The organism is Kibdelosporangium persicum, from assembly GCF_013280595.1.
GTDB lineage: Bacteria > Actinomycetota > Actinomycetes > Mycobacteriales > Pseudonocardiaceae > Kibdelosporangium > Kibdelosporangium persicum.
Genome location: NZ_JAAATY010000016.1, coordinates 114563 through 130100, shown reverse-complemented (window position 1 = coordinate 130100; position 15538 = coordinate 114563). Strand labels below are relative to the sequence as shown.

The window sequence follows — 15538 nt, the reverse complement described above, 5'->3', positions numbered from 1 at the left end:
ATGACGCCTTCCGGCGAACCTGGCACCTCCGGTGTTCCGCAGGGGTGCGCCCAGCCGTCTTAGTACATGTGAGCGCTGAGACCCACGACTTCGGGATTCCCCGTCGGCTGAGCCGGGCCGAGCTGACGCTGCTCTGTCAGCAGAACCGGGCGTGGCTGCTCGCGTACTGCCAGAAGCGCGTGGGCAACCTGCACGACGCGGAGGACATGGTGCAGGCGGTTTTCGAGAAACTGCAGCGCCGCCCGCCCCGCCACCCGATCGTCAACCCGCGGGTCTTCCTCGCCACCGTGGCGGTCAACCTGATCAAGGACGCGGCCCGCAGCGAGGCGCGGTCGCCGCGGTCCGCGTCCTACGCGATGGAACTGCTCGACCAGCTGGCGTCCGAGGAGGTGGCCGACCGGACCAGTTCCCTGGACGCCGGGCGGTTCATCGAGATGGCCAAGCCGTTGCTGACGGCACGCCAGCTCGAAGTGCTCGCCTACTACCTGGCGCTCGAAGGCGGCGTGCTGACCGAGGACGAAGTCGCCGACGAACTGGACCTCAAGCCGTCGGCGTTGCGCGTGACGTTCCGGCGGCTCGCCGACCACGTCGGGGAGGCGATCGTCGCCGCGACGCTGGCGGCCGACGATCCGCTGAGATGTCCCGAGGTCACCAAGGCCGTCAGCAAACCGGATCCGCATGGCACGTTGTGCATGCGGATCCACAAGCATGTCCGGACCTGCCCGGCCTGCCTGGAGCGGCAGGCGGCGACGCTGGAAGGCGTCCGCAAGGCGATCTTCGCCGTGCCGATCGGCGTGCTCGGCACCATGCTCACGGTGAAGAAGGTCGCGGCGGCCGCCGTTGTCGCCGTCGCGGCGATCGGCGGTGCGTTGATCGTCAGCCACGGCACCTCGACTGTCGAACAAGGCATGGCGATGCCCGCCACCGAGACGCAGATCGTGTCACCGGCCGGAAGACCCACAACCGAGCCACCGGTCAGCGGGCGCCAACCGCCGCCACCGCCACCGCCACCGCCACCACTGTCATCGCCGACGGTGCCGTCAGCGTCTCCGACGGTCTCTGCCCGTGCGCGGCCGGCCGAACAGGCGCCGCCGAAACCGCCTCCGGCGCCTATGGCTCAGACGAACCCCGCCGCCCCGCCGACGATCATCGCCGGGCCGGACGCGATCGCGCACCGCACGGTCGGCACGAGGGACCGGTGCCGTCCGGTGACTCGGGTGAAGGTCGGCGTCATCGCTCCGGACGGAGTCAGGTCGGTCCGGATGACCGTGCAGATCCGGGACGCCAAGGAGACGGTGTCGATGATCGGCATGGCAGGCAACTGGTACAGCCATGTCGGCCCGTTCCGGCACCGCTACGCCGGACACGTCGCCGAGGTGACCGTTCTCGCCGTCGCCGGGAACGGCCAGACGGCGACCAAGAGCCTCGGTCAGATTCAGGTCGTCAGATGCTGAACGGTGGCGTTCGCCTCGCCACGCCAAGGCGAACGCCACCGTCCACGGATGGCCTCAGAGGTTGCCCCGGCGCTCCTGCTCACGCTCGATGGCCTCGAACAGGGCCTTGAAGTTGCCCTTGCCGAAGCCCAGCGAGCCGTGCCGCTCGATCAGCTCGTAGAACACGGTCGGCCGGTCGCCGATCGGCTTGGTGAAGATCTGCAGCAGGTAGCCGTCCTCGTCCCGGTCGACCAGGATGCGGTGCTTCTTCAGCGTCTCGATCGGCACCCGCACCTCACCGATCCGGGCCCGCAGCTCCGGGTCGTCGTAGTACGAGTCGGGCGTGTCGAGGAACTCGACGCCCGCCGCGACCATCGCCTCGACGGTGCCGATGATGTCGTTGGTGGCCAACGCGATGTGCTGCACGCCGGCGCCTTCGTAGAACTCGAGGTACTCGTCGATCTGCGACTTCTTCTTGGCGATCGCCGGCTCGTTGAGCGGGAACTTCACCCGGTGGTTGCCGTTGGAGACCACCTTCGACATCAGCGCGGAGTAGTCCGTGGCGATGTCGTCGCCGATGAACTCCGCCATGTTCACGAAGCCCATCACGCGGTTGTACCACTCGACCCAGTAGTCCATTTTGCCGAGTTCGACGTTGCCGACGCAGTGGTCGACGGCCTGGAACAAGCGCTTGGGCGCGCCTTCCGGACGGCGGATCGTGCTCTGCTTGGCCACGTAGCCGGGCAGGTAGGGGCCGGTGTAGCGGGAGCGGTCGACGAGGGTGTGACGGGTCTCGCCGTAGGTCGCGATCGCGGCGAGCCGGACGGTGCCGTGCTCGTCGGAGACGTCGTGCGGCTCCTCCAGCACGGTCGCGCCCTGCTTGCGGGCGTGCTCGATGCACTGGTCGACGTCGTCGACCTCCAGAGCGAGGTCCACGACACCGTCGCCGTGCCTGCGGTGGTGGTCGAGCAGCGGGCTGTCCGGCGCCACACCACCGTTGATCACGAACCGGGCCGACCCGGACTTCAGCACGTACGACTTGTAGTCCCGGTTGCCGGTCTCCGGTCCGGAGTACGCGACCAGGGTCATGCCGAACGCGCTCTGGTAGAACCAGGCCGTCTGGGTGGCGTTGCCGACGACGAACACCACGGCGTCCATCGACCTGACCGGGAACGGGTCCTTGGCCGAGTCGTAGTCCACCAGGCCGACCAGCTGCTTGAGCTGGTCGAAGCTCACGTCATCCAGCTGCGTTTCGGGGCGTCCAAGAGTGTCGGTCATGTCCATCAGGATCGGCCTGTGGCCGCAGATTGAGCAAGTGATCCGTTATTTACTGGACAATCTGACCAATCCGTTCCGAGTGCTGACCGGAGTGTTGTGCAATACGACCAGCATCACTCCCCGCGTACTTGCGCGGCGCGGATGAGAAGCGAATGCTTGGGTCAGGCAACTAGTTGTAAAGACCAAGCATTTGTAGCGGAGCGCGGGTCATGGCTGACCAAGCACAGGACGTCGACGTCGCCGAGGAACTGGGACATCAGCTGGTCAGGCTGCTGACCATGGTGGGCCGGGCGAAGGCCCAGTTCCCTCAGGCGACCGGGGACGGCGTCGAACGAGCGGCGTACGCGCTGCTAGCCCACCTCGTGAAGGAGGGGCCGAAGCGGATCACAGCGCTCGCCGAGGCCGTGCACTCCGACACGTCCACGGTCAGCCGCCAGACCAGTTCGCTGGTGGCGCACGGCCTGGTGGAACGCCAGGCCGATCCGGAGGACGGCAGAGCCTGCCTGCTGGTGGCCACCGACGCGGGACGCGCCACGTTCGACCGCGCACGGGCCGAGCGGACCAAGCACATCGCCGCGGTCATCGCCGACTGGCCGGCGAACGAACGCCGGACGCTCGTGGCGCTGCTCAACCGCCTCAACACAGACTTCGAGAACTACCATCCCGTGGGGGAAATCCGATGACCCGAACCGCCGTCGCGCCACCGGGTGGAACGCGGCCGGCCCAGCTGTCGCACCGCCAGATCCTGGTGATCCTCAGCGGGCTGATGCTCGGCATGTTCCTGGCCGCGTTGGACCAGACCATCGTCGGTACGTCGATCCGGACGATCGCCGACGACCTCGACGGGCTGAGCCTGCAGGCGTGGGCGACCACCGCGTACCTGATCACGTCGACGATCACCACGCCGATCTACGGCAAACTGTCCGACATCTACGGTCGCAAGCCGTTGTACCTGGTGGCCATCTCGTTGTTCGTCATCGGCTCGCTGGCGTGCACGTTCTCGCAGTCGATGTACCAGCTCGCGGCTTTCCGCGCGTTGCAGGGACTTGGTGCCGGTGGCCTGATGTCGTTGGCGTTCACCATCATCGCCGACATCGTGTCGCCGCGGGAGCGTGCCAAGTACCAGGGCTACTTCATGGCCGTGTTCGGCACGTCCAGCGTGCTCGGCCCGGTGCTCGGCGGATTCCTGGCCGGGCAGCCGGAGATCCTGACCATCACCGGCTGGCGCTGGGTGTTCCTGGTCAACGTGCCGATCGGCATCGTCGCGCTGTTCGTGGTGGTGCGCGTGCTGAACGTGCCGCACGAGCGGCACGACCACAAGATCGACTGGTTCGGCGCGCTGTTCCTGGCGACCGGCGTGGTGCCGTTGCTGATCATCGCCGAGCAGGGCCGGGAGTGGGGCTGGGCCTCGGAGCGGGCGATCCTCTGCTACATCGTCGGTGTCGTCGGGCTGATCGCGTTCGTCCTCACCGAGTCGAGGATGAAGGACGCCGCGCTGATCCCGTTGCGGCTGTTCCGCAACTCCACGTTCTCGATGGTGATCCTGGCAGGCGTCATCCTCGGTATCGGCATGTTCGGCGGGATCACGATGGTGCCGCAGTACCTGCAGATCGTGAAGGGTGAGACGCCGACGTCGGCCGGTCTGCTGATGCTGCCGCTGATGATCGGCATCATGGTCGCGTCGTTCACGTCCGGCCGGATCACCGCGAAGACCGGGCGCTACAAGATCTTCCCGGTGATCGGCAGCCTGTTCCTGATCGCCGGGATGGGGCTGTTCTACACGATCACAGTGGACAGTCCACTGTGGCAACCGATGGTCTACATGGGAGTGTTCGGCCTCGGTCTCGGCCTGTCCATGCAGACGCTGACGATCGCCGCGCAGAACGCCGCACCACCACGGGACATGGGTGTCTCGACCGCGTCGGCCACGTTCTTCCGGCAGATGGGCGGCACGATCGGTGTCGCGGTCTTCCTCTCGCTGATGTTCAGCACGGTCGGCGACAAGATCCGCGAGGCGTTCGAGCGGATCGCGCCGACGCCCGCGTTCCAGCAGGCGCTGACCGATCCGGCGGTGCTGTCCAACCCGCAGAACGCCCAGGTGATCCAGGGGTTGCAGAGCGGTGGCGTCGGAAACGTGTTGCAGGACTCGTCCTTCCTGCAGCACATCGACCCGCGGCTGGCCCGGCCGTTCCTCGAGGGCTTCACCGAGTCGATCCAGATCGTGTTCCTGGTCGGGATGTTCGTGATGGTGCTGGCGTTCGTCGTCTCGCTGTTCATCAAGGAGATCCCGCTGCGCACCGGCAACGCCATCCAGGCCGCGATGGTCGAGGGCGGCGAGGCGCTGATCGAGGAGCCCGCGCACGGCAGGCACGTCAAGCCCGAGATCGTTCCGGTCTCCGCCAACGGACACCAGCCGGTGCACGGCCTGATCCAGAACGGTGACGGCACGGCGGTCGGCGGCGCGATCCTGACCCTGATCGACCACAGTGGACAACAGGTCGCCCGGAGCAACACGGACGCCTTCGGCAGGTACCAGTTACAGGCGCCAGGACAAGGCGCGTACGTGCTCGTCGCGTCGGCACCGGGGCATCAGCCGCACGCGTCACCGCTGAAACTCGACTCCCAGCCGGTCGTCGTCGACCTGACCCTGATCGGCGCCGGCGAGGTCGCCGGCGTGGTCCGGGCAGCCCGAGCGGGCAGCCCGGTGCAGAGCGCGACCGTGACCCTGACCGACCGCGCCGGTCACGTCATCGGGTCACATCCCAGCGCGTCTGACGGCTCGTACCGGTTCACGAGCGTCGGCGCAGGCGCGTACACGCTGGTGGTCAACGCCGAGGGATACCGTCCGGCCGCAGTGCCGTTGGCCGTGCCCGAGGTCGGCGAGGTCCGTCAGGACGTTCAGCTGACCAGCGGCGCGGAGGTGTGCGGCATCGCTCGTAACCACCGAGGCGTGCCTGTGCCCGAGGCACGGATCACCGTCATCGACCAGGGCGGTTCCGTGGTCAGCGTGACCACGACCGATGACAACGGCAGGTACCGCGTCACGGACCTCGGTCCCGGCGAGTACACGGTCATCGCCAGCGGCTACGCGCCGACCGTCGACCACCTCCGGTTGGGCGACGGGGAGCACGTGAACCACGACGTGACCCTAGGGTTCGAGGAGTGGAAGTAACTCCGATCGACTCCCTGGACGCCCGGTTGCTGCTGTTGCTCACCGACGAGCCGCGGCTGGGCGTCCTGGAGTGCTCCCGTCGGCTGGGCGTCGCCCGCGGCACGGTGCAGGCCCGGTTGGACCGCCTGGTCAGGACCGGTGTGCTGGGTGGATTCCCGCCCGAGCTGAGCCTCGAGGCGATGGGCTACGGCCTGACGGCGTTCGCGGTGGTGGAGATCGCCCAGGGATTCCGTGGGCCGGTGACCGAAGGCCTCGCCTCGATCGACGAGGTGTGCGAGGTGCACGCGACGACAGGCCAGGGAGACCTGCTGGTCAGGATGGTCGCCAGATCGAACGAGGACCTGCAGCGTGTGATCGACGAAGTGGTGAACGTCGCGGGCGTGCAGCGGATGTCCACCTCGATCGCGCTGTCCACCCCGATCCCGCTGCGTTCCCGTCCCCTCCTGGAACGAGTGGCCAAAGCCCAGGACTGACCCGTGTCCCATCCCGGCACGGCCCCCTCGTGAGTGTTTATCAGGGTTAGAACACGGATAAACGCTCACGAGGGTGACCTGTGACGGTCAGCCCGTGTACGGGACCGCTTTGATCAAGGTGACCTTCTGGGTCGCGCCGCTGGGCAGCTCGTACTCCCGGGTCTCGCCTTCCTTGGCGCCGAGCAGGGCGCGGCCGAGCGGGGACTCGGGGGAGAAGACGTCAAGTTCGCCTTCCGCGCCTTCCTCACGCGTGGCCAGCAGGAACCGCTCTTCGTCGTCGTCGCCTTCGTAACGGATCGTGAGCACCTTGCCGGGCTCGGCCAGGCCGTCGTTCGCCGGCGCCTCACCGACCTTGGCGTTGCGCAGCAGCTCCTGCAGGTGCCGGATCCGCGCCTCGGCCTGCCCCTGCTCCTCACGTGCCGCGTGGTAACCGCCGTTCTCCTTGAGGTCGCCCTCTTCCCGGCTGGCGTTGATCTTCGCGGCGATGACCGGGCGGTTCTCGATCGCCTCGTCAAGCTCCTGCTTGAGGCGGTTGTAGGCTTCCTGCGTCAGCCAGGTCACCTTGCTATCGCTCACGGTCACCAACTCCTCGTCTTGCTCCCGGATCCCGCGGATGCGGGTCGGTGTGCTCCGGTACCCGCGGTCCCGGAACGTCAAAACACGGCCCGCCAGGGGCCGTGCCGGTATAAGAGGATAACACGATCAGTAGTGATCACGTTTCCTAAATGTCCGATTTGTCGCCCTTGGGCTTAGGTTTCACTCCGTTGGCCGCGCCTCCGTGGACAGATAGGGCGGCACCTGGTACGAACACCCGAACACGTCCGCGGTGACCGGTTCGCCGGAACTCTTGATCACACTGGAGATCGTACTCTGACCTGCGGGAATCAGCACTTCTTTGCGCCCGCCCTCGGACCCGTCGCGCACCCGGGCCCGCACGACGCACACGGCGTCCCGGCCGGGCTCGTCCCTCGTCACGGTGAACGTGATCTTGACCGAATCAGGGCCTGCCTCGCTGAACGACGTGCTCTCCGCGGTGATCGGCGCACTGCCGAGGTTGCGATACGCGACAAACGCGATCGCGACGGCGAGTAACAGGCCCACGCCGGTCAGCACCCACTTCCACGTCCGGCTCAGCGGCCGGGGACGTGCCGAGCCGTAACGGCCCTCGGGAAGCGTGACGCGGCTCTCCAATTCGGGATCTCCCGCAATCTGGTCCGGTCCCCACGGGAACAATGTGGGGCGCTTACTTGTCGAGTATCCGTGGGGGCCTGGGGCGCCGACACGCGGGGTACACGAGAGAGGGATCATGGCTGAGAAGCTGCGTCTGATGGCGGTACACGCACACCCGGACGACGAATCGAGCAAGGGTGCCGCGACGATGGCCAGGTACGTGGCTGAGAAGCACGAGGTCATGGTCGTCACGCTGACCGGTGGTGAGCGGGGGAGCATCCTGAACCCGGCGATGGACCGGCCGGACGTGCTGGAGAACATGTCGGAGCTCAGACGAGCGGAGATGGCCGAGGCCGCGCGCATCCTGGGCATCCAGCACCGGTGGCTGGGCTACGTCGACTCGGGCCTGCCGGAAGGCGACCCGCTGCCGCCGTTGCCGGAAGGCTGCTTCGCGCTGGTGCCGACCGAGGAGGCGGCGGAGAAACTGGTCGCGGTGGTCCGTGAGTTCCGCCCGCACGTGATCGTCACGTACGACGAGAACGGCGGCTATCCGCACCCCGACCACATCAAGTGCCACGAGGTCTCGGTGGCCGCCTTCGAGGCGGCCGGTGACCCCGAGCGGTTCCCTTCGGCCGGTGAGCCGTGGACGCCGCTGAAGCTGTACTACTCGCACGGCTTCTCGCGTCAACGCCTGCAGGCCATGCACGACGCCATGGAGGCTCGCGGCCTCGAGTCGCCGTACGGCGAGTGGCTGGAGAAGTGGGACAAGGACCGTGGCGACAACGCCGACCGGGTGACCAGCAGGGTCGAGTGCGGTGAGTACTTCCACATCAGGGACGATGCGTTGCGGGCGCACGCGACCCAGATCGACCCCAACAGCCGCTGGTTCGCCGTACCCTTGGACCTGCAGCGTGAGGTGTGGCCGTTCGAGGAGTACGAGCTGGCCCGCTCGTTGGTGGACACGACTCTGCCGGAGGACGACCTGTTCGCCGGCATCAACGAGAAGGTGACCGCATGACCTTCACGGCAATGGTGGCGCAGCCGCCGCCCGTGCCCGACGACCCCGGCGGCCGCGGCGAGGACTTCGGCAAGTCCTCCCCGGTCGGCCTGCTGGTGCTGCTGGTGTTCCTCGTCGCGGTGGTGTTCCTGGCCCGCTCGATGACCAAGCACCTCAAGCGCGTCCCGGCCAGCTTCGACCCGCCCGCGGGCAAGCATGAGGCCGCGGAGGAGGCCACCGAGCACCGCGAGGAGAAGAACGGCGCGTCCTCCTGACGACGCGGTGACGGGCTCAGGACGCCGTTGACCGGTGGCCGAACAGGCCCTTCACCGCGTTCAGCAGTTTTCTGCCCTGCGCTGTCTGCTGCCCGGCGAGGGGCACCTCGAGCCCTCGGGTCAGCTCTTCGACCTTCGCGATGCACTTCTGGCAGAACTCGATCTGTTGCTGTCTTTCGCTCGGGTGTGCCGTGACCGCGGCCATCGCCCGCTGTTGCTCTTCGATGTACGACCTGATCGTGGCCGCGACCCGTGACGGCGTCGCCCACGTGTCGTCCAGCACCACCGGCGTGCTGTGTTCGGCGCAGTCCAGCAGGTACGCGCGCAGGTCGAACGGGATGACGAACTGCCTTCGGCCGGGCAGTGCGGACTTGTGGAACATCTGGGCCCGGACGCGGCCGTGCTCGTCCAGCAGGACCGTCCACAGTGACTGCCCGCCGGCCATGGGAGTCATCCGCCAGCCGGCCGGCAGGTGGATCCGGCGGAAACCGGGTACGTCGTCGCGGGGTGCGCCCAGCCTGCACCCGGCCCGCACCAACTCCATCTCGTCCGCGTAGGTACGGTCGACCGCGATGGGCACGAGTCGCTCGGAGATGTATCTCTCCTGTGCCTGGCGCTCGCACAGTGTGATGGCCTCGTTGCTGCTCACTGCACCGCCCTCCCCCGCGGCCCGCGGACATTCCTGGAGCGTACGCGGCCCGACATGTCAGCGCATGCCGTCGACCGCCGCCGGACCGCGGATCGGCAGGCCTGTGGCGGCCCTCCGTGGACAGTCCACTGTGTTCTTCGTGATGTCCTCTGTGGACCGACACACTTCGGTGTGACATCGGACCGTCCACTTGTGACACCCCGCGACCGGATCGGCCCGGACGATCACACCTGCGGACGGCGGACCCGCCAATCGTGCGGCTCTCTCCCGGGTAACTGAGTGGGGCAACCGGACCTGCCGGGTCCACCTACGAAGAACGGAAGGTCGAGATCATGCGCAAGCTCCTGTCCGCCGGCGTTCTGGCCACCGTGGCAGCCCTGCTGCCCGTGTTCACGGCGCAGGCCACCCCGGTCGAGGATGGCTACAGTTCCGAATCCAAGTGGATCTACGTCGAGGACTACTTCCACCTCATCGACTGCCGGGACGACGGTGAACTCGGGCAGGACGCCGGAATCTGGGGCCGCTACCGGTGCGAGTTCCGGATCGTCCCCGGCGAGTGGCTGCTCTTCGTGACGGATCTCCACGGCCACGGCCACGATGGCGACCATGGCGACCACGGCGACCACCACGGCGACCACGGTGACCACCACGGCGACCACGGTGAAATCGGTGAACCCGCTGACGACGAAGAGGGCTACGAAGACGAATGATCGCCTGGTACGCGCGGATCCCTCGTCCCCGAGCGTGAGAAGCAGTCCTCACGCCGAGTGATCCAACCGAGTACCAGCCGGGGGAGTGATCCCCGCCCGCGTGAGTGGTCCGCGGGCGGGGATCACCGTCCCGGCTCGATCTCAGTACGGCTCGGCCCTGTCCTGGTACGCCGCTTGAACCGACTGCCCGGCCGCACGGGGGTAGGCGATGCGGTCCGGTGCCCCGTCCGACGTGTAGCGCCCGTCCGCGTTCGCTGCCAGCTTGTCCAGCCACACCGTCGATCCGAACTGCGCTTCCTTGCCGCTGCCGGCCTGCGAACGGATTCGCGGAATCCGCAGCGGATCGAAACGGGTGCTGTACGGCGACGGTGCCGGGTTCGCGCCGACCAGCAGAACACCGCGGTAGCGGTACGTCAGCCCGTCACTGCCGCCGGACGCCGCCAGCGCCGGATCACTGGGGTGGATACCGAATGGCAGGGCGATCGTGGCCGGTTCGACGCCGGGAGCGGCCTGCCGGATCGCCTGATCACCCCGGCTGATGTCGCGTTGTGCTCCGTCGGCGCCCGCCTTGCGCAGATTGGCGTGCGTCAGCGTGTGGTTGCCGATCTCCATGCCGTGATCCCGTAGCCACGGCAGGGTCTTCCTGCCGCCGGGGTCGCCGAACGGATCACCGTTGACGTAGAAGCTCGCCACCGGCCGGAATCCCGGGTGCCGGCCGGCGACCTCGAGCATGATCGCGACGGCGGTGCCGGGGGCGGGCTTTCCCTCCGGGGTGAGGCTGAACTGGGTGGGATCGCCGTCGTCGAACGTCAGCACCACCGGATGCGTGCCTGCCGGAATGTCGATCTTCCCGGCGGCGTAGTCGGCCGTGGTCACCGGGACGTAGCGCTCCTTGGCCAGGCGCTCCAGTTCGGCACGGAAGTCCGCGGCCGTGCGGTCGTAGACGCTGACAGGATTCTCGATGATCCGGTGGTACATCAGCACGGGCACGTCACCGAGTTCGTTGGCCGCCACCGGAGGCAGGGCTTCGGTGGTCGTCGTGACCCGGCTCGTGGGTGGCGGGCTTGTCGGTGTGGGGGACGAAGTCGCGGTGTCGGTGCCGCACGCGGTGAACCCGAGCAGCCCGGCCATCAGCAACGCGCGCAACGCGTTCTCGGTCATCGTTCCACCGTCGGTGAAGAATCCGGCGCAGGCCACCGAGACCACACGAACGAATGACTTTGGATAGACGGGCACCCGATCGGGGAAACAGACTTGCGGCAACGCAACGACGCCCATGGAGGATGCCGAGTGGACGTTCCGGTGCGGCGGCGCAAACGTGCCGTCATCGTCGTTCTCGTCGCCACTGCCGTGGCGTTGGTGGCGCTCGTTCCGGTCGTGAACCGGTTGCTCACCGCGGATCTGGCGTTCGTCGGGATCGACGAAGGCGCCACGGTCAACTCGGACGCGTTGCGGGACGCCGGGATGGTCGCGGTCGGTGGCCGCACGGACCTCTCGGGCGTCGAAGTGCTGGTGGACGGCAACAAGGCCACGGCGCGGCAGGACGGTGACCGGCTCGTGCTCGATGCGTCCGGGCTGCCGGAGGGACCACACGTCATCACCGCCAGGATGCCGTCCTCGTTGCCGTTGCTGCCCGGCAGTGAGGTCAGCAGACGGTTCACAGTGGACAACAGCGCGCCGGTGCTGGCCGTGGACGCCGCGCCGGTGCAGGACCTGCGCAAGCCGTTCCGCCTTTCCGGCAGCGCCGAGGGCGCGGTGTCGATGTTGGTCAACGACCAGCCGGTGCCGCTGACCGACGGCAGGTTCTCCCACGAACTCTTCCCTGTGCCGGCGAACGTGCGCCTGACCGCGCGGGACGCCGCGGGCAACACCGCCACCAAGGACGTCCCGCTCCAGGTGAGGCATCCGGGCATGCGGGGTGTGCACATGACCGCGCTGGCGTGGGCGTCGCCGCAGTTGCGCGAACCGGTTCTGCAAATGGCCAGAGAAGGCCGGATCGACACGGTGGAACTCGACATCAAGGACGAGAGCGGCGAGGTCGGGTACGACTCCGCGGTACCGCTGGGCAGGGAGATCGGTGCGACGCGGAAACACTACGACGCGAAGGCCACAGTGGAGCAGTTGCACGCCGCCGGCGTTCGCATCGTCGGCCGGATCGTGGCCTTCCGCGACCCGATACTGGCGCGTGCGTCGTGGGATTCCGGCAAGCGGGACCGGGTCATCCAGACCTCGGACGGCAGGCCGTGGTCCGGGTCGTACGGTCAGTACGCCTTCACCAACTTCGCCGACCCGGAAGTGGTCCGGTACAACATCGACCTGGCGGCCGAGGCGGCCAAGCTGGGCTTCGACGACATCCTGTACGACTACGTCCGGCGTCCCGAAGGCCGCATCGAGCAGATGCGGATACCGGGTTTCACCGGAAAACCGGAAGACGCGATCACCGCGTTCCTCGCCCGCAGCCGGGACGAGGTCCGCAAGCACGGTGCGTTCGTGGGCGCGTCCGTCTTCGGCATAGCGGCGGATCGGCCGGGGCCGGTCGGCCAGAACATCCCGGCGATCTCCCGTGCCGTCGACTACATCTCGCCGATGGTCTACCCGTCGCACTGGGGACCGGGGGAATACGGAGTGCCGCAGCCGGAATCGCAGCCGTACGACATCACGGCCAGGTCGGTCGCCGCGTTCGTGGCCCAGTCCCGGGACGGCGGCGCGCAGGTGATCCCGTGGCTGCAGGCCTTCAGTCTGCGCAAGGCCTACGGACCGGCCGAGGTGAAGGCCCAGATCGAGGCGGCCAGGCAGAGCGGTGCGTCGTCATTCCTGCTGTGGAATGCGAGCTGCCGGTATGACCCGGCCATCCTCGAAAGCAGGCCGTGAGGCCGCGGGTGGGGCGGTTTCAGGTAGCACGCGAGGTATTCTTGGTGTAATGCGGCTCCCTCTGGGAATGGCCGGGTCTCGGTGCTGCGCTGGTTCCGTGTCGAAGGCGGGACGGAAGATTGACGCCGTCGTCGCGCACGGTGAGAACTATTCATGCCACTTCGGGGTTCGGTCCCGTCCGTGTGGCGATAATGGGTGACGGGAGACTGCGGCTCGTCACTGAGGAATGCCCTGGAAGGTTGACAGCTGTCGAGACGCACGTCGACCTGGTGCGCACCCTCGTCAAGCATTCCCGTCAGTCGGCTCGAACCCGCCCCTACCTGCGGCGATCGTTTTTCGTCCGGGGCGAAACATCTCGTACTGGCGATGTAACAGCACGTGCGTGATGACGTTCCCATGCGCTGCTCCGAACGGGCCAACTGCCGTGGAGGCGGGTGACACCGACGTCGGAAAACTACGCGTTTGAGAGCGAAAAAGCCGATGCATATGCGGAGTCGCCGAACCCACTGTTGGGTGTCGCCATGCACACGATAGGGCCTCGAAATGTGGCTACCGTGAGAAGGGCGGCCAGTTCGGCTGCGAACTCGAGACAAGGAGCAAATCGGTGACGTTCAATAGTTGGCCTGCGAGACTCGCGCTGGCAGGCGCGCTCGCATTCGTATGGCCGATCATGGCCGGTACAGCGAATGCTGATCCGTGGGACGATGTGCCGGGGTACAACGAGGTGGAAGTGACCAACCTCGATGCCGACGACAACCTGACGGCCGTCCTGCACGAGATGTCGGCCTTCAACTGGACCAGCGTGACGAATCACGACGCGGACTTCAACGTCACGACCGTGATCTACGAGGAGTCGGCTGACAACGAGGTTGCGGTCAACAACGACTACGCCGACGCCAATCACACGGCGGTAGTCAACGAGGAGTCGGCTGACAACGAGGTCGCGATCAACAACGACTACGCCGACGGGAACCACACGGCGGTAGTCAACGAGGAGTCGGCTGACAACGAAGTGGCTGTCAGCAACGACTCTGCTGATGACAACCACACCGCGGTGACCAACCACGAGTCTGCTGACAACGAAGTGGCTGTCAGCAATGACTACGCGGATGAGAACGTCACCTGGGTGACCAACCACGAGTCGGCCGACAACGAGATTGCGGTCAGCAACGACTCTGCTGATGACAACCACACTGCGGTGAACAACGACGAGTCTGCTGACAACGAAGTGGCTGTCAGCAATGACTACGCGGATGAGAACGTCACCTGGGTGAACAACCACGAGTCGGCCGACAACGAGATTGCGGTCAGCAACGACTCTGCTGATGACAACCACACTGCGGTGAACAACGACGAGTCTGCTGACAACGAAGTGGCTGTCAGCAACGACTATGCCGACGCCAACCACACGTCAGTGATCAACGACGAGTCGACTGACAACGAAGTCGCGGTCAGCAACGACTCAGCTGATGAGAACCTCACGTCAGTGACCAATGAGGACTCGGCTGACAACGAGGTTGCGGTCAGCAACGACTCTGCTGATGACAACCACACCGTGGTGAACAACGACGAGTCTGCTGACAACGAAGTGGCTGTCAGCAATGACTACGCGGATGAGAACGTCACCTGGGTGAACAACGAGGAGTCTGCTGACAACGAGGTCGCGGTCAGCAATGACTCTGCTGATGAGAACGTCACGTCGGTCACCCATGAGGACTCGGCTGACAACGAGGTTGCGGTCAGCAACGACTACGCCGACGCCAACCACACGTCAGTGATCAACGACGAGTCGACTGACAACGAAGTCGCAGTCAGCAACGACTCAGCTGATGAGAACCTCACGTCAGTGATCAACGAAGAGTCGGCTGACAACGAGGTTGCGGTCAGCAACGACTATGCCGACGCCAACCACACCGCGGTGACCAACGAGGAGTCGGTCAACAACGAGGTTGCGGTCAGCAATGACTACGCGGATGAGAACGTCACCTGGGTGACCAACAACGAGTCGGCCGACAACGACGTTGCGGTCAGCAACATGGACTCCCATGGCAACGAGACGTCAGTGACCAACGACGACTCGACCAACAACGCCGTGCTCGTCAGCAACACCGGTTCTGACAACAACGGGACCACCATCAGCAACGACGACGCCGACCACACCACCGCACTCGTCAGCAACCTGGAAAGCCACGACAACGACACTGTGATCTCGAACGACAACACTTCGGAGTCGACGACCGTGGTGAGCAACAACTCCACCCACGGCAACACCACCGAGGTCACCAACGACGACGCGACCAACACGACGACCGTGGTTGCCGACAACGGCACCCACCACAACGTCACCACGATCAGCAACAGCGGCCACGGCAACACCACCGTCATCAGCAACAAGGGATGATGACCGTCGAAGGCTGATCGGCAAGCACAGGCGAGACCGAGTGACACGCCCCGGTCTCGCCTGCTGCGTTTCCCCGCCCGGCATCGCCGTCACCCTCCACCGGGTCTCC

Annotated in this window: 15 protein-coding genes; 10 read left to right on the top strand and 5 right to left on the bottom strand. The window is 66.3% G+C overall.

Annotated features, from left to right (window positions below; genetic code table 11):
• Positions 1-68: 68 nt before the first annotated feature.
• Positions 69-1454, top strand: a complete 1386-nt coding sequence (locus GC106_RS26680) for an RNA polymerase sigma factor (RefSeq protein WP_173136176.1) — start codon at positions 69-71, stop codon at positions 1452-1454.
• Between the two features lie 54 nt (positions 1455-1508).
• On the opposite strand, the gene hppD is transcribed toward GC106_RS26680, so the two are convergent.
• Complete coding sequence (gene hppD, locus GC106_RS26675) at positions 1509-2711, bottom strand: 4-hydroxyphenylpyruvate dioxygenase (RefSeq protein ID WP_173136174.1); 1203 nt, start codon at positions 2709-2711, stop codon at positions 1509-1511.
• On the opposite strand from hppD, the gene GC106_RS26670 reads away from it, so the two are divergent.
• From GC106_RS26670 to GC106_RS26655, 4 genes are all read left to right on the top strand, one after another.
• Entirely contained in the window at positions 2710-2856 is a 147-nt protein-coding gene (locus GC106_RS26670; protein ID WP_173136172.1) for a hypothetical protein, read from the top strand. The genes hppD and GC106_RS26670 overlap by 2 nt on opposite strands.
• 64 nt (positions 2857-2920) lie before the next feature.
• A complete protein-coding gene (locus GC106_RS26665) occupies positions 2921-3394 on the top strand; it encodes a MarR family winged helix-turn-helix transcriptional regulator (RefSeq protein ID WP_173136170.1) in 474 nt (157 codons plus the stop codon).
• Positions 3391-5883 carry an MFS transporter gene (locus GC106_RS26660; protein WP_173136168.1) on the top strand — a complete coding sequence of 831 codons (2493 nt, stop codon included), beginning with the start codon at positions 3391-3393 and terminating at the stop codon, positions 5881-5883. The genes GC106_RS26665 and GC106_RS26660 overlap by 4 nt, the downstream gene beginning before the upstream one ends.
• Positions 5874-6356 carry an Lrp/AsnC family transcriptional regulator gene (locus GC106_RS26655; RefSeq protein WP_173136166.1) on the top strand — a complete coding sequence of 161 codons (483 nt, stop codon included), beginning with the start codon at positions 5874-5876 and terminating at the stop codon, positions 6354-6356. The genes GC106_RS26660 and GC106_RS26655 overlap by 10 nt, the downstream gene beginning before the upstream one ends.
• Positions 6357-6443: 87 nt before the next feature.
• On the opposite strand, the gene greA is transcribed toward GC106_RS26655, so the two are convergent.
• Both greA and GC106_RS26645 read right to left on the bottom strand, forming a co-directional pair.
• Positions 6444-6941 carry a transcription elongation factor GreA gene (gene greA / locus GC106_RS26650; protein ID WP_173136333.1) on the bottom strand — a complete coding sequence of 166 codons (498 nt, stop codon included), beginning with the start codon at positions 6939-6941 and terminating at the stop codon, positions 6444-6446.
• Between the two features lie 171 nt (positions 6942-7112).
• On the bottom strand, positions 7113-7547 hold the full coding sequence (locus GC106_RS26645) for a DUF4307 domain-containing protein (protein WP_246366756.1): 435 nt from the start codon (positions 7545-7547) through the stop codon (positions 7113-7115).
• A 115-nt stretch (positions 7548-7662) separates the two neighbouring features.
• Between GC106_RS26645 and mca the strand changes: the two genes are divergently transcribed.
• Together mca and GC106_RS26635 are read left to right on the top strand one after the other, a co-directional pair.
• Positions 7663-8544 carry a mycothiol conjugate amidase Mca gene (mca, locus tag GC106_RS26640; RefSeq protein WP_173136162.1) on the top strand — a complete coding sequence of 294 codons (882 nt, stop codon included), beginning with the start codon at positions 7663-7665 and terminating at the stop codon, positions 8542-8544.
• Positions 8541-8798 (top strand): hypothetical protein, encoded by a 258-nt coding sequence (locus GC106_RS26635; protein ID WP_173136160.1) that lies wholly within the window; start codon positions 8541-8543, stop codon positions 8796-8798. The genes mca and GC106_RS26635 overlap by 4 nt, the downstream gene beginning before the upstream one ends.
• A gap of 16 nt (positions 8799-8814) precedes the next feature.
• Here the strand turns inward: GC106_RS26635 and GC106_RS26630 are convergent, their stop codons facing one another.
• Positions 8815-9447: a hypothetical protein gene (locus GC106_RS26630; protein WP_173136158.1), complete on the bottom strand. Its 633-nt coding sequence runs from the start codon at positions 9445-9447 to the stop codon at positions 8815-8817.
• A gap of 332 nt (positions 9448-9779) precedes the next feature.
• Between GC106_RS26630 and GC106_RS26625 the strand changes: the two genes are divergently transcribed.
• Complete coding sequence (locus GC106_RS26625; RefSeq protein WP_173135957.1) at positions 9780-10157, top strand: hypothetical protein; 378 nt, start codon at positions 9780-9782, stop codon at positions 10155-10157.
• Between the two features lie 141 nt (positions 10158-10298).
• Here GC106_RS26625 and GC106_RS26620 read toward each other — a convergent pair whose 3' ends face one another.
• Positions 10299-11318 (bottom strand): polysaccharide deacetylase family protein, encoded by a 1020-nt coding sequence (locus GC106_RS26620; RefSeq protein WP_173136156.1) that lies wholly within the window; start codon positions 11316-11318, stop codon positions 10299-10301.
• 129 nt (positions 11319-11447) lie between these two features.
• Between GC106_RS26620 and GC106_RS26615 the strand changes: the two genes are divergently transcribed.
• Positions 11448-13028, top strand: a complete 1581-nt coding sequence (locus tag GC106_RS26615; protein ID WP_312872867.1) for a putative glycoside hydrolase — start codon at positions 11448-11450, stop codon at positions 13026-13028.
• A 604-nt stretch (positions 13029-13632) separates the two neighbouring features.
• Complete coding sequence (locus GC106_RS26610) at positions 13633-15429, top strand: midas domain-containing protein (protein WP_173136154.1); 1797 nt, start codon at positions 13633-13635, stop codon at positions 15427-15429.
• Positions 15430-15538 lie beyond the last annotated feature (109 nt).

Bases quoted from the DNA above. Each gene is read 5' to 3' on its own strand.
- GC106_RS26620 (WP_173136156.1), bottom strand. From the start codon at position 11,318: ATGACCGAGAACGCGTTGCGCGCGTTGCTGATGGCCGGGCTGCTCGGG.
- GC106_RS26660 (WP_173136168.1), top strand. From the start codon at position 3,391: ATGACCCGAACCGCCGTCGCGCCACCGGGTGGAACGCGGCCGGCCCAG.
- GC106_RS26670 (WP_173136172.1), top strand. From the start codon at position 2,710: ATGTCCATCAGGATCGGCCTGTGGCCGCAGATTGAGCAAGTGATCCGT.
- GC106_RS26625 (WP_173135957.1), top strand. From the start codon at position 9,780: ATGCGCAAGCTCCTGTCCGCCGGCGTTCTGGCCACCGTGGCAGCCCTG.
- GC106_RS26665 (WP_173136170.1), top strand. From the start codon at position 2,921: ATGGCTGACCAAGCACAGGACGTCGACGTCGCCGAGGAACTGGGACAT.
- GC106_RS26635 (WP_173136160.1), top strand. From the start codon at position 8,541: ATGACCTTCACGGCAATGGTGGCGCAGCCGCCGCCCGTGCCCGACGAC.
- hppD (WP_173136174.1), bottom strand. From the start codon at position 2,711: ATGACCGACACTCTTGGACGCCCCGAAACGCAGCTGGATGACGTGAGC.
- mca (WP_173136162.1), top strand. From the start codon at position 7,663: ATGGCTGAGAAGCTGCGTCTGATGGCGGTACACGCACACCCGGACGAC.